Here is a 12,866-nt window from a genome sequence, read left to right on the forward strand (position 1 = left end):
TTAAAAATTATTGCTTCGGCAAATGCTTAAAACCGTATGCCCAACGAAAGCCCGGAACGCAAACCGCCGAACGGCCCGGAAAAGGCTACCTGCACTTTGTTGGCCGAAACGTTTACGGTTTTATCAACCAGCGGAATGTCGAGATCTTCGAGTGTTTGTTTTACATCGCTTTGTTCGCCAGGCGTTAACGGTGTTGAGGGAACACCGTTGAAATTGCCGGTGCCGGAACCGTAGTGCGCACCCAATATCCACCAATCCAGGGTTATGTTTTTACCCAGGAACCATTGTGCGCCGAACATTAATCCGCCGGTATTTGCACTCAGGTCGCCGCTTAAGCTAAGGCTTCGTTGCGGTCCTGTGGGCTCGGCATAATTAACCGTAACGGTATTGGTGGCAAACCGTACGTAGCGGTAATACGGCGCAATGTAAAATCCTTTACCGTAGCCTTTGCCCAAATAAAAACGAACCTCCGGCGTAACGGCAAAATTACTCAGGCGGGCATTGTTGATAATGTCCTTTGTATCTTGATCGGAGCCGGCAACCTGGTTTATTAAAAGGCTTTTGAAAGGTAGAGATGTTTCGGGCATCAATCGTCCTCCCAGGGCAACCGAAATTCTTTTGGACAATACCCTTTCGTATTGCACCGAAATATTTTTCAGCGGCAGGGCCAACAAATCAATTTTTACGATGTCTTTTTTGTTACCGAATGCCGGGGCGCCCGACGTTTGCGCCGAAGCGGAAATGGACAAGCCCAGCAAAAGAAGAAGCAGAATGTTTTTGTTGTTCATGGTTCGAATTAAATAATTTATTGCAGCCGGCACAAGTGCTGTGCGGTTAAAGCCGCCAAAGTATTGAACAAACCGGAAAGCTAAAAGCATCAACGGTTTTTTGCCTGAATTGCCCGACGGTTTAACAACTAAAGAAGGGCGTCAATCTTTTGCGAAAGCTTGCGGTCTTTGTCGGTAACAACGTCGCCGGCATCGTGTGTGTTGAGCCAGATTTCAACGGTGTTCCAAACGTTTGTCCAGCGTGGATGATGGTTCATTTTTTCAGCGGCCAGGGCTACGCGGGTCATGAAAGCGAAGGCTTGGCTGAAGTCGTTGAACTGGAATTTGCGATACAAAGCGTTGTCCTTTTCTTCCCACATAAGGCAAGTTTTTGATTGTGAAGAACTGGTTTACCAAATTGCTCAATAGCGGTACGGACGTACAAGAGTGCGACGCAACGAAAGCTTTATAGGAGCACTTGCTCCTGGTGCCTAAAAGTTTTTCTTCTAAAAAACCAAGTGTTCTTTGTTCTTAATTTTTTCGTTGGTTAACTCCATCACCAACTGCACGCCGTTGATGGAGCGCAGCGAATAAACAAGATCGTCCACAAACTCGTTTGACACGCAATCGTCTTTCAAGAGCCACAAGAAATCAAGGTGCTTGAATTCGGGCAGCAGATATTCACCGTCGTGCTGGTTGTTGTACAAATAATGCATGAGGCAACAAGAAGGCTGTGCGTATTCGTACACCGCAAAAAAATAATTGCGGCCTTTTTTCTTGAGCTGAATCTCCAGTTCGTTGTTAATGCGGAAGTCAATGTTCATCAACTGGTTTACCTGCCAGCAAAACATGTAATCTTTAACGGGAGCCTGTATGCCGAGAAGACGCGTTTCTTCAAAGAAGCCCTCCACCATTTCTTTGTTGTCAAGTACGAATGCCATGGTTGGTGTTTTGGTTTGCAGTTAAGCTACTAAAACTCAACAGCAGTTACAAGGTTTTTTCCGTTTCTTGAATAACTCACCGTTGTTTTATCGCCTTTTTTAAACCTGCCAAGTGTTTGCATATAGGTTTCCAGTGACGGTGTTTTGTAGTTGCCAATGGCCGTGATAATGTCGCCGGCTTGTAAGCCTGCTTTCTGCGCCGGCCGGCCTTCGCTCACGCCGTCGGCGCGAACGCCTTGCCCGTTGAACGTGTAATCGGGCATGATGCCCAGCGTTACGCTGAAGCGGGCCGTCGTTGCTGTTTGTGTTTCTCTTGTTTTGCTGAAAGCGAGTTTTGCATTCGACTTGTCCACAGCTTGCAGCAAACTAAAAATGTGTTTCACAATAGCCGCTTCGCCGTTGTAGTTGATCTTGTCAAAATCATCCGACGGTTTGTGATAATCGGCATGCAAACCGGTGAAATAAAAAAGCACCGGAATATTTTTTAGATAGAAAGAGGTGTGGTCGCTTGGGCCGGTGCCGCTGCTATCGAAACGGTAAGCCGCCGCATTGTACAAAACCTGTTTGCCTTGCGGGTTGAATAACTCTCCCCAGGTTGGCGAAGTGCCGTAACCGCCGACGGTGATTGTTTTAGAGGAGTCGTTCAGGCGTCCCACCATGTCCATGTTTACCATGAAGTTTACGCTGCTTAAATCAACCGTTGGATTTTGTGTAAAATATTTTGAGCCGAAGAGTCCTAACTCTTCGCCGGAAAAAGCAATGCACAAAACGTTGTTGTTTTTAAGCGGCGAAGCTTTCAGCAACCGCGCCAGTTCAATCAAAGCAGCCGTGCCGCTGGCATTGTCGTCGGCGCCGTTATGAATTTGTTTCTCGTTGCCACGGTAGAGCGAGTTGTGATCTTCGCCGTAACCCAAGTGATCAAAGTGTGCGCCGAGGATGATTGTTTTTGCTGCGCCGTTGTCGAGGTAGCCAATTACGTTTGTGCCGCTTCGCTTTTTCTCAACCAATTCAATTTTTGCTTTCAGTTTCAAAAGCGCCGACGGATCGCCAAAATATTTTTTGGCCGCTTCTTTTGAAATGTACACAACGGGAATGGAAAGTGTTTCCGTCTTTTCGGTACCGTTAAAATGCAAGCCGTCATCCAGCTTTGATGTGTTGTAAACGAACAAAGCCGTTGCGCCTTTTCTTACCGCATCTTTTGCTCTGGCTACAAGAGTTTCGTTCAGGTCGAAATGCGGATTGTGAACGTTGCCGGCCATCGTTTCTTCCAAATCCCAAAACCAGGGTTCGCCTTTTTCCATTAAGGCAAGGGATGCAAGAGCATCTACGGTTGCGTTGGCGCTGTAAACCAGCGGAAAGAAATCCGTGCCGGCTTGCAATTCTTTTCCGTTAAGGGAAAGAGCGTTTGCGGCCGTCATCTCTTTTCCATCGGCCACCGGGAATGTTTGAAAAAATCCGTCGCTTCCTTTGGGCTGAAGCCCGGCGTTTTGAAAGGCATTACGGATGTATTCAGCAGCCAGCTTTTCGCCTTCTGTGCCCGTGCGCCGCCCTTCAAGCTTGTCACTTGCCAGGTATTCGATGTGGCTTCTTATATTCGATACCGAAGGCTCGGGCAAAGAAGTGGCCTGGCGCTGTGTGGCGCAGCCTGCGATAAAAAAAAGAGTAAGGCTGATGCTAAGGTTAAGGCTGACGTTTCGTATTGACCGGGTAAACACAAGAATAATTTTAAGAAATGAGCGGACGGCAAAAATACTTTTCCGCAAGGGTTTGCACCGGTAAAGAAGCATTTTTTTCATCCGGCATTTTTCGTTATGCTTAACACAAAACTCCCGATATCGTAAACGGTTGCGGCCGTTGCCGAGTACCTTTGCGAACCTCATCGTCGTGACAAAGAGAACCGTACATATTGCTCTCGTCGGAAATCCCAACAGCGGAAAGACGTCGTTGTTTAACGCCTTAACGGGTTTGAATCAACGTACCGGAAATTTTCCCGGCGTAACCGTGGACAAGAAAACAGGCAGCACGCCCCTTTCCGCAACATTGGTTGGTAACGTAATTGACTTGCCAGGAACTTACAGTCTTTATCCAAAACGGCTGGACGAATGGGTGAGTTATCGCGTGTTGCTCAACCAGGACAAAGACATTCGCGCCGACGTGTTTGTGGTGGTGGTGGATGCGAGCAACCTTAAACGCAACCTGCTTTTTTGTTCGCAGATCATGGACTTGAAAAAGCCGGTTGTCGTGGCCCTTACGATGGCGGACATTGCCAAGCGCAAAGGCATTGAAATAGACCTGCCGCAGTTGGAAAGAGAATTGGGCGTGCCGGTGGTTTCCATTAACCCACGAAAAGAAAAAGGCATTGCGCTTTTAAAGAAAGCCATCGAACTTACGGCATCCAATCAATACAAAATACCCGTTCGCGATTTTATCGAGAACAAAGAACTAGCTCCAGCACCCATCGAAGATTTGCGAGCGGTGCTTCCCGATGCGTCTGATTATTCGGCCATTCATTTTCTCATTAACCACGAAGAATTTGAGCTTGATAGCCGCTTGCAGGCCACCATTGAAAACATTGAAGAAAAGCATGCGTTCAATCATACCAAAACACAGGCGGCGGAAATTTTGCAGCGTTACAACCGCATTCGCCAGATCATGCAGTCGTCGGTGGTAGAACCCGACCCCAACGAGCAGAAACGCTTTACCGCCAAGATGGACGACGTGCTGCTGCACCGCACCTGGGGCTACCTGATTTTGCTGGCCGTTTTGTTCCTGCTTTTTCAAAGTGTGTTTTATTTGGCGCAGTATCCAATGACATGGATTGAAGAAGGTTTTTCGTACGCCAGCATTTGGCTAAACAATGTTTTGCCTGCGGGATGGTTTTCGGACCTGGTGGTGAATGGAATCATGGCCGGTTTAAGCGGCATTATGGTGTTTGTGCCGCAGATCATGATTTTGTTTGGATTGATTACCGTTTTGGAAGACACGGGCTACATGGCCCGCATTTCTTTTTTGACCGACCGACTGATGCGCAGCGTGGGATTGAACGGCAAAAGCGTGATGCCCTTGATCAGCGGTTTTGCCTGCGCGGTGCCGGCCATTATGAGTGCAAGAAATATTGAAAACCGGAAAGAACGGCTGCTTACCATTTTGATTACGCCGCTCATGAGTTGTTCGGCGCGGCTGCCGGTTTACACCATCCTCATTGCGCTGGTCATCCCGAATAAATACTACCTGGGCTTTTTGAGTTTGCAGGCACTGGTGATGATGGGACTTTACCTGCTCGGTGTTGTCATGGCCATGTTGGTTTCCTACATTGCCAAATGGTTTATCCACATCAAAGAAAAAAGTTTTTTCATTTTAGAATTGCCCACGTATCGTCCGCCACGGGCTAAGACCATTGCGCAAACGATGCTGAACAAGGCCCGCATTTTTGTCACCGACGCGGGGAAAATCATCATGGTCATTTCACTCATTCTTTGGGCCTTGAGTTCCTTTGGGCCGCCAAAGCGCATGGCGGCGATTGAAAAGACTTATGAACAGCAATTGGCTTTAAACCCAACTGCTAAAGACTCTTTGCAAATACACCTGAACACGGCCAAACTCGAAAACTCTTACGCCGGTATTTTGGGCAAAAGCATGGAGCCGGTGATCAAACCTTTGGGTTACGACTGGCGCATCGGCATTGCACTGGTAACGTCGTTTGCGGCAAGAGAAGTATTTGTTGGAACGATGGCGACGTTGTTCAGTGTTTCGGACGACGACAAAGGCACCTTGCTTCGCGAAAAAATGGCGACGGCAAAAAAGCAAAACGGCGAGCCGCTGTTTACCCTTGCTACCGGTGTTTCGCTCATGATTTTTTACCTCTTTGCCATGCAGTGCATGAGCACACTGGCCATTGTAAAAAGAGAAACCCGCAGTTGGAAATGGCCGGTGATACAATTCGTTTACATGACCGGCATTGCTTACCTGATGAGCCTATTGGCGTATTGGTTGTTGAAGTAGCAGAACGCATCTTCCGGCAACAATTGGTGAAGCCTTTCTTTCGTTTGGCACTTGTAAAAGCGAGGCAAACAACAATCACATTTTGCCTGCAATCCCTCTCTTTACCTTCGCCGCATGAACAAATCCATCGCCGACCTTCGCAAAGAATATTCTTCCCAAACACTTCTCGAAAAAGACGCTGACGCAAGCCCCATTCAACAGTTCCGAAAGTGGTGGGATCAAGCCATTGCTTCCGAAATTTTAGAACCCAACGCCATGACGCTGGCCACGGCTTCATCGGACGGACTGCCTTCGGCCCGCATTGTGTTGCTGAAAGATTTTGACGAAAACGGCTTTGTGTTTTTTACCAATTACAAAAGTTTCAAGGCGCTGCAGTTGGAAGAAAATCCAAAAGCCTGTCTTGTGTTTCACTGGAAAGAATTGGAGCGGCAAGTGCGCATTATGGGCGTTGTAGAGAAGGCGGGTGCCGAAGAAAGCAATGCGTATTTTCAGTCGCGGCCTGTTGGCAGTCGCATCGGTGCGTGGACTTCGCCGCAAAGTAGCGTGATCCAAAACCGCGAATGGATTGAAGAAGAATTTGAAAAACGGAAAGCGGAGTTTGGCGACGGCAATATTCCGCGTCCGTCGTTTTGGGGTGGCTACCGCGTAAGGCCCGTCATTGTTGAATTCTGGCAGGGCCGGTTCAGCCGCCTGCACGACCGCATTCAGTACACGCTGGAAGACGGAAGCTGGAAGATTGAACGGCTGGCGCCGTGAGGGGTTGAATAGTTGATTGGTTGATTAGTTGACTGGTTTCACTTTGCACAATCAACTAATCAACTGCGCAACCAATCAACTCTCTTTTTTCGGCGCAGCAGGGGCTGTGCCCGTAATTTTCTTTTCGCTGGCCGGACGCCATTTACCGAAAGAGCCTTTGAAGATTTTTCCTTTTTTGGTTTTTTTATCACCTCTGCCCATAACAAAATTTTAGAGCGCAAATGTAAGGGATGCCGGCAATACGTGAAAAGTGAAAGCTGAGACGCAAAACAGTTCAGACATCTTAGCCTATCCGTGCTCACATTTGTACGCTGGTTTTATAAATAAGCAATCCTGACAATCTTTTGAAATCTTTGTCATTCGTGGTCAAAAAAAGTCCCGCACAAGGCGGGACGGCTAATTCGTTCTCTGTTGCGGTTACAACTTAGCAGAAAGTTCTTTACCGGCTTTGAAACGGGCCACTTTGCGGGCTTTGATTTTAATAACCTCACCGGTTTGCGGGTTGCGGCCGTTGCGGGCTGCACGCTTGGATACGGAGAAAGTTCCGAAGCCAACCAGCGTTACTTTACCACCACCTTTCAGGGTTTTGGTTACGGCTTCTACAAACGAATCAAGGGCGGTGTTTGCCTGGGTCTTGGTGATGCCGGCATCATCAGCAATTTTTGCGATCAGTTCAGCTTTGTTCATAGTTGATTTTTTGTGGTTTGACGGCAACAAATTTAGCCGCTTTTCTATCCAAACAAAATTATTTGCCTTCTTTTTTAAAATTTGGTGATGTGGCTGTAATCCGCTATGGCAAAGGATTTGCGGCGATGAAATTTGTTTTTGTTGCGTTGATTTTTTTGTTCGCATTGACGATTAAAGAACAGCAGAACGCTTGTGTGCGTTAACGCTCTTTCTTTTTTAGCACCATTACCGTAATGGCTACGCTGTCACCAAATTGTTCTACAGTATGCTCTTCTTTTTGAACGCAGTTGTGCAACACGTGTTCGATGAATGGTTTTGCCATCAACCGTTGCGGCGTGCTCAAAAGAATGATTGTTCCGTTGTGAAGAAAGCGGTTCATTGTTTTTTTCAACGCAGCAAAAGCACCGGGCTCGTAGTTCACATCGCTCAAAAGCAAAACATCCGCACGAATGTTTTGCGGCAGGTTATTCCAGTCCAGAACTGCCGCTTCAAAATTTTTCAAACGATGATGAAGAGCTGATTTCGCAACGATGGAAACGGCTTCTTCCGAAAAGTCGGTGCACAAAACATGCGCAGCCGAAGGAGCCGCAACAAGCGAAGGCAAACCCAATCCTGCACCAACCTCCACTACCCGTTTGTTTGCTACGTACTGCGGATGGTGTTCAATGAATTCACTCAAAGCAACGGCAGCCGGCCATATTTTGCTCCAATAAGGAAAGCGACTTTGTGCTCTTCATAAGCCTGTTTTACAACCGCGGCATCGGGTACAAAAAGCGACATGCGCCGATCGCCGATAATGATTGTTTGTAGATCCAGTGGAAAGTCCCTCATGCGTTGCAAAGATGCAGGCGTTCAATGAGTACGTCTTTATTTGGAGGCATACTTGGTAGGTGCGCCAATGATTTTTAGTGCGCCTACCAACATCGTTTTCCAAACCAGCATAAAAAAGCCGCCGGTGGGTTTGCGAATAAATTCCGCTTGTTCGCGGCGGGGCTCACCGCCTTTTTTTGGGTTGTCGTTTTTAATCACAAGGATATTCGCAAGCAGCGATGTCACGTCTTTTTTATCCAGGCCTTTTTTCCCCTTGTCTTTTTCAAGAAGCGAAAGTTTAAGGTCGTGATAAGTAATCAACACATCGCCGGAGGCTTTTTGTTCATCGCCACTTATTGTGGCTTCAGCGCCGTCTAAAAAACCTTTGTCCATGCGCACCATCCCTAACGGCATCGCGAAAGAGTTAATGAGACGTCCGTCGAAACCCGGCGTTTTTATCTGCGCTTCAAACTTGCCGGTTCTGGCCCGTTGCATATCAAATTTAAATCTTGCTTCCAGCGGTACTTTGTGCATAAACAGGGCCGAACCTTTTACCACCAAAGGGAGAGAGTTTTTGCTGTTCGAAAGCCTGCTTGTATTTAGCGTTAAATCGTCCATGTACACGGTGCCGGTTTGTTGCGTCGCAGGATTGAACTCGGTGTACACGGCACCGAGCTTACGAACGGCGATTTTACCAACGTCAATTTTTAAGGGCAGTTTTATCAAAAGCTGATTGGGAAAATGGCCCATGCTGTTGTGTGCCGGTTTCGTGCGGTCAAGATATACGGAAAGTTTTCCGCCGTCGAGAATGAGATTGTTTGCGGTTATTTCTTCGCCGTTTAGCAAAGTCCACCAATCCACGTTGGTAAGACGAACGTGCGGCAGCGAAAGCCCGTACATTTCTTCGCTCCATTTTTGCCGCTTGGTGAATTCAGCTTTGCTGAGCGGCGAGGCATACGAAAAGTTGCTGATCTCTACGCGTTGCTCCGGAATGGTTGCGGTGGCCGCGTCCATCTTTAAAACATAAAGTCCGCCGGACACCGGCCGCACAAAATCACGAAAGGATACGGTTGCTTCTTTTGCGAACAAAAACCGGTTTTTGCGTTGCAACATAGAAGAGTCAATAAGCAGATCGTTCATGCGGATGGAAATGTTTTTCATTTGAATCGGCTCACTCTTCTTTGCGTCATTGTAAACCGTAAGCTCGCCGTCTTCGATAAGAATCTTTTTAATCGAAAGCCTATCCATTTCTTTCAAGAAGCGTTGCAGAAAATCTTTTTTCTGTGTGCCTTTTGGTGAAGGCTTTGTGCGGTGAACGACGATAACGGGTTTGGTTAACTTAATCAGTGTGTAATCCATTTTCCGGCTTTTCAGCACATCGTCAAGGTTGATGCCTTCAATCACCAAATCATCAAACGAAGCCGTGATAACGTTTTCAGGTAGTTTGTCAAGCTTTTTAAGCGAATCCTGTTTGGCTTTGTCGGGCAAAAGTTTTACGCCGTGCAAAACCACCGAAGACGCCAATACGTCAATACGCAAATCACCAACGGAAAGCGTGTACAAGCCGTTTGATGATTTCTTCAGCACTTGCTGTATGCGTTGAACAAACAGAGGTCGCAGATCTACAACAGAAAGCTTTTTGCCGCCCAAACTGTCCACACGGGGCAAGACCTCGCCGGTTTTTTTTTCTTCTTTCTGAACGGAGGATTGCAGTGAAAAACGCAAGAACAAGTATGCACCGATTAAAACAACGCCGGGCACGAGAACGAGGAGCATAAGTTTTCTGCGCATAAGCTATTAAACAGACAAAAGCTGAGCCAAGCAAGACGTGGAAAGAAGCCAGGCCTCCTTCCACGATTTTTACAAAACAAAAAGCAGGCGCGAAGCCTGCTTTGCAAAAGAGTTGTTTGTTTATTACTTCATACCAACGGCAGCGTTCACTGGCGCCCGGTCAATGTACATGACGGTGCGGTCAACCTTGTTGTCGTTGTTGTAATGATAATCGTGGTGCACCCAAAACTGAAGCGCCTTTCCGTTTTTGTATTTCACGTTTACCTGGTACCAATTGAGCAGCCACACGCCGGGCATGTCGGGGCCGCGTTGCGGCGTATTTACTTTTATGGGCAGCCAAATGTCGTTGCTGAAGTGGAGGCTTTCAATAACATTCTTGCGCCGGTTCGTCCAATAATCGGTGATGGCTTTTTTACCCGCAAGGCTATCGCCGTTTGACCAAGAGTACACCGCGTTGTCGGCAAAATTAGCGACCCATTTGTCCACATCGCCATTCTCCATTTGCATCATCATTTGTTTTCCCATGTCCGTGTATTTGGCGTCGGCAAATTCAGCTTGCGGCGGTTTGTTATCAGCCGTGGTGGTTGCGGTTTTCACCATCGGTGTAGCCGCGGGTTCGGTGGTGGTTTTGTTGTCCTTGCACGAATAAAGAACAACGAACGAAAGAAGGGGAAGAAGAGCTTTTTGCATACATTGTTTTTTAACGGTGAAGAAATGAGGGCGGAAGTTTTGATAGAAGCGGAGACGTGCTTTTCGGAGGGGTAATTAAAGGTAAGCATTTCGGCAAAGGAATTCAACCGGCGTAAAAGCAAAAGCCCCGCACCGGCGGGGCTGATTTTAAACATTGTGTACGGATTACCAACGCCGGTTGTTCTGCGGGTATCGGTCGTCGTACCGGCGGTTACCGTTGCGGTAGCGATCCCACACTTCGCGAATGGCGTTGCGGCGCTGGTCTTCAAGGCGGCGGATCTGGTAGTCTTTTTCCATAGGACGTAACCAGCGGTCGTATTGCACGCGGCGGATTTGCTGGTCGAAATCGCGGTTGATGCGCTCAATCATCCGGTCACGTTCGCGTTCACTCATCGAGTTGCCGTATCGAACGTTGTTGTCGTAAGGCCGGTCGTCATTTCGGCCCAGAACCACGTCACGCGAATCGTAGCGGCCATCGGGGTACGTACGGGACGGTTGTGCGTTAGCAACAACCACGGCGCCCAAAACAATCATCAGTGTAAAGATTTTTTTCATGGTAAATGAGGATTTAATTGTTATGCTTATTGAGAAACCAAAGAGCTTTCGGTGTTTAACCGGCTTTGGTTAAGAAAAGCACAACGTTGCGACTGTTAACGGCGTTCACAAATTTGTTTGCATCGGACCGGCACAAGCCTTTCCCTATTTTTGCCCTTCATAAAATGATTGCATGAAGACAGGAACCAAATTCATTCACGCCGGCGCCGAACCCGATCCAAGCACCGGTGCGATTATGACGCCGATTTACCAGACCTCTACCTATGTGCAGGAAGCACCCGCGCAAAACAAAGGCTATGAATATGCCCGCAGTCAAAACCCCACGCGAACGGCGCTGGAAAAGGCTTACGCCGAAATCGAGAACGGGAAGTTTGGCCTCGCCTTCAGCAGCGGCGTGGCGGCTACCGATGCTGTGATTAAATTATTGTCGCCGGGCGATGAAGTGATTTGCGGCAATGACATGTACGGCGGTACCTATCGCTTGTTCACCAAAGTGTTTCAAAAGTTCGGCATTAAATTTCATTACGTTGACATGCAGGACGTAAAAAATATTGCCGTTGCAATCAACGAAAATACGAAGCTTGTTTGGGCCGAAACGCCCACCAATCCGTTGATGAACATCTGCGACATTGAGGCTATTGCATCGTTAACAAAAGCAAAGAATATTTTGCTTTGCGTGGACAACACCTTCGCTTCGCCATACTTGCAAAACCCGCTTGACCTGGGTGCCGACATTGTGATGCACTCGGCTACAAAATATCTCGGCGGTCACAGCGACGTGATACAAGGTGCGTTGATGATGAACGACCAAAAGCTGCGCGACGAACTTTATTTTATTCAAAAAAGTTGCGGTGCCGTGCCCGGACCAATGGATTGCTTTTTGGTTTTGCGCGGCATTAAAACATTGCACCTGCGCATGCAGCGTCACAGCGAGAACGGAAGAAAGATTGCCGAATGGCTGCGCAAGCATCCAAAAGTTGAAAGAGTTTATTGGTGCGGTTTTGAAGATCATCCGAACTATGCCGTTGCCAAAAAACAGATGCGTGACTTTGGCGGCATGATGAGTTTTGAATTGAAGAACGACAGCGTGGATGAAGCCAAACGTGTGTTGTCATCTACCAAACTTTTTTCATTGGCCGAAAGTTTAGGTGGCGTGGAATCGCTCATCAATCATCCCGCAACAATGACGCATGCTTCAATACCGAGAGAAGAACGCATAAAGAACGGCTTAAGCGACTCGCTCATTCGCTTAAGTGTGGGTGTGGAAGACGCGGACGATTTGATTGACGATCTGAACCGGGCAATCGGTTAAATCATTTGTGTATGAGAAAAAGTTTGTTGGACAAGGAATGCGGCGAAACACTTGTTCGCCGCATTCAAAAATTACAACCAGATTCTGCGCCACTTTGGGGCCGCATGAACGCCACCGAAATGCTGCTGCACATGAATCGTGTACACGAACAGTTGCTGAATACGCCACCGGTAAAAAAGGGAACAAGTCTCAGACAATACATCGGCCGCTGGTTATTTTTATACCTTGTTCCCGGCTTTCCAAAAAATGCCCGCACGCCCAAACGTAACGATACCAAAGGACAAATAGATGCTTCCGCTTTTGAAGAACAAAAGCAAAAATTTATTGCGCTTATTCAGCGTTTCCCGCACCATCAACAATCCATTGAACTGCCCCATCCTTATTTCGGCGACCTGAATACAAAGCAATGGGGTTTTGCCGGCTATAAACACGCGAATCATCACCTGCGCCAATTCGGAGTGTAAGGACTCGTGGCATTCATCCGTCCAAATCCGTCATTCGTCAGCAACGATTTTTGAAAGTCTTCTTTCCCTAGCAGTTTTGGCTTTCAAATTT

Annotated in this window: 14 protein-coding genes; 4 read left to right on the forward strand and 10 right to left on the reverse strand. The window is 47.6% G+C overall.

Annotated elements, in window-relative coordinates; genetic code table 11:
* Positions 1-26: 26 nt before the first annotated feature.
* The 4 genes from FSB75_RS16860 to FSB75_RS16875 form a co-directional block, all read right to left on the reverse strand.
* Positions 27-878, reverse strand: coding sequence for a DUF3575 domain-containing protein (locus tag FSB75_RS16860; protein ID WP_146789888.1), 852 nt, complete (start codon positions 876-878; stop codon positions 27-29).
* Positions 879-916: 38 nt separating this feature from the next.
* Positions 917-1,147, reverse strand: coding sequence for a 4a-hydroxytetrahydrobiopterin dehydratase (locus FSB75_RS16865; RefSeq protein ID WP_146789891.1), 231 nt, complete (start codon positions 1,145-1,147; stop codon positions 917-919).
* Between the two features lie 126 nt (positions 1,148-1,273).
* The gene (locus FSB75_RS16870; RefSeq protein ID WP_146789893.1) at positions 1,274-1,708 is read right to left on the reverse strand and encodes an IPExxxVDY family protein; all 435 of its coding nucleotides are present in this window, start codon (positions 1,706-1,708) and stop codon (positions 1,274-1,276) included.
* Positions 1,709-1,737: 29 nt separating this feature from the next.
* The gene (locus tag FSB75_RS16875) at positions 1,738-3,504 is read right to left on the reverse strand and encodes a M20/M25/M40 family metallo-hydrolase (RefSeq protein WP_172623195.1); all 1,767 of its coding nucleotides are present in this window, start codon (positions 3,502-3,504) and stop codon (positions 1,738-1,740) included.
* An 88-nt stretch (positions 3,505-3,592) separates the two neighbouring features.
* Here FSB75_RS16875 and feoB point away from each other — a divergent pair, with 88 nt between their 5' ends.
* Both feoB and pdxH read left to right on the forward strand, forming a co-directional pair.
* Positions 3,593-5,710: a ferrous iron transport protein B gene (gene feoB, locus FSB75_RS16880; protein WP_146789898.1), complete on the forward strand. Its 2,118-nt coding sequence runs from the start codon at positions 3,593-3,595 to the stop codon at positions 5,708-5,710.
* A gap of 114 nt (positions 5,711-5,824) precedes the next feature.
* Entirely contained in the window at positions 5,825-6,466 is a 642-nt protein-coding gene (pdxH, locus tag FSB75_RS16885) for a pyridoxamine 5'-phosphate oxidase (RefSeq protein WP_146789900.1), read from the forward strand.
* A gap of 75 nt (positions 6,467-6,541) precedes the next feature.
* Here pdxH and FSB75_RS16890 read toward each other — a convergent pair whose 3' ends face one another.
* The 6 genes from FSB75_RS16890 to FSB75_RS16915 all read right to left on the reverse strand — a co-directional run bounded on the left by FSB75_RS16890 (position 6,542) and on the right by FSB75_RS16915 (position 10,999).
* Entirely contained in the window at positions 6,542-6,667 is a 126-nt protein-coding gene (locus FSB75_RS16890; protein WP_146789902.1) for a 30S ribosomal protein THX, read from the reverse strand.
* Between the two features lie 216 nt (positions 6,668-6,883).
* Positions 6,884-7,318: an HU family DNA-binding protein gene (locus tag FSB75_RS16895; RefSeq protein WP_262711931.1), complete on the reverse strand. Its 435-nt coding sequence runs from the start codon at positions 7,316-7,318 to the stop codon at positions 6,884-6,886.
* A gap of 34 nt (positions 7,319-7,352) precedes the next feature.
* The gene (locus FSB75_RS16900) at positions 7,353-7,853 is read right to left on the reverse strand and encodes a class I SAM-dependent methyltransferase (protein WP_146789906.1); all 501 of its coding nucleotides are present in this window, start codon (positions 7,851-7,853) and stop codon (positions 7,353-7,355) included.
* Between the two features lie 167 nt (positions 7,854-8,020).
* Positions 8,021-9,739 carry a hypothetical protein gene (locus FSB75_RS16905; protein ID WP_146789908.1) on the reverse strand — a complete coding sequence of 573 codons (1,719 nt, stop codon included), beginning with the start codon at positions 9,737-9,739 and terminating at the stop codon, positions 8,021-8,023.
* Between the two features lie 138 nt (positions 9,740-9,877).
* Positions 9,878-10,444, reverse strand: coding sequence for a nuclear transport factor 2 family protein (locus FSB75_RS16910; RefSeq protein WP_146789911.1), 567 nt, complete (start codon positions 10,442-10,444; stop codon positions 9,878-9,880).
* A gap of 165 nt (positions 10,445-10,609) precedes the next feature.
* A complete protein-coding gene (locus FSB75_RS16915; RefSeq protein WP_146789913.1) occupies positions 10,610-10,999 on the reverse strand; it encodes a hypothetical protein in 390 nt (129 codons plus the stop codon).
* 172 nt (positions 11,000-11,171) lie between these two features.
* On the opposite strand from FSB75_RS16915, the gene FSB75_RS16920 reads away from it, so the two are divergent.
* Complete coding sequence (locus tag FSB75_RS16920) at positions 11,172-12,311, forward strand: cystathionine gamma-synthase (RefSeq protein ID WP_146789915.1); 1,140 nt, start codon at positions 11,172-11,174, stop codon at positions 12,309-12,311.
* An 11-nt stretch (positions 12,312-12,322) separates the two neighbouring features.
* Positions 12,323-12,775, forward strand: a complete 453-nt coding sequence (locus FSB75_RS16925; protein WP_146789917.1) for a DUF1569 domain-containing protein — start codon at positions 12,323-12,325, stop codon at positions 12,773-12,775.
* Positions 12,776-12,866 lie beyond the last annotated feature (91 nt).

The organism is Flavisolibacter ginsenosidimutans (assembly GCF_007970805.1).
GTDB lineage: Bacteria > Bacteroidota > Bacteroidia > Chitinophagales > Chitinophagaceae > Flavisolibacter > Flavisolibacter ginsenosidimutans.

Coding starts and splice junctions, on each gene's coding strand:
- FSB75_RS16860 (WP_146789888.1), bottom strand. CDS start 878: ATGCTTTTAGCTTTCCGGTTTGTTCAATACTTTGGCGGCTTTAACCGC.
- FSB75_RS16865 (WP_146789891.1), bottom strand. CDS start 1,147: ATGTGGGAAGAAAAGGACAACGCTTTGTATCGCAAATTCCAGTTCAAC.
- FSB75_RS16870 (WP_146789893.1), bottom strand. CDS start 1,708: ATGGCATTCGTACTTGACAACAAAGAAATGGTGGAGGGCTTCTTTGAA.
- FSB75_RS16875 (WP_172623195.1), bottom strand. CDS start 3,504: ATGAAAAAAATGCTTCTTTACCGGTGCAAACCCTTGCGGAAAAGTATT.
- pdxH (WP_146789900.1), top strand. CDS start 5,825: ATGAACAAATCCATCGCCGACCTTCGCAAAGAATATTCTTCCCAAACA.
- FSB75_RS16890 (WP_146789902.1), bottom strand. CDS start 6,667: ATGGGCAGAGGTGATAAAAAAACCAAAAAAGGAAAAATCTTCAAAGGC.
- FSB75_RS16895 (WP_262711931.1), bottom strand. CDS start 7,318: ATGCGAACAAAAAAATCAACGCAACAAAAACAAATTTCATCGCCGCAA.
- FSB75_RS16905 (WP_146789908.1), bottom strand. CDS start 9,739: ATGCTCCTCGTTCTCGTGCCCGGCGTTGTTTTAATCGGTGCATACTTG.
- FSB75_RS16910 (WP_146789911.1), bottom strand. CDS start 10,444: ATGCAAAAAGCTCTTCTTCCCCTTCTTTCGTTCGTTGTTCTTTATTCG.
- FSB75_RS16915 (WP_146789913.1), bottom strand. CDS start 10,999: ATGAAAAAAATCTTTACACTGATGATTGTTTTGGGCGCCGTGGTTGTT.
- FSB75_RS16920 (WP_146789915.1), top strand. CDS start 11,172: ATGAAGACAGGAACCAAATTCATTCACGCCGGCGCCGAACCCGATCCA.
- FSB75_RS16925 (WP_146789917.1), top strand. CDS start 12,323: ATGAGAAAAAGTTTGTTGGACAAGGAATGCGGCGAAACACTTGTTCGC.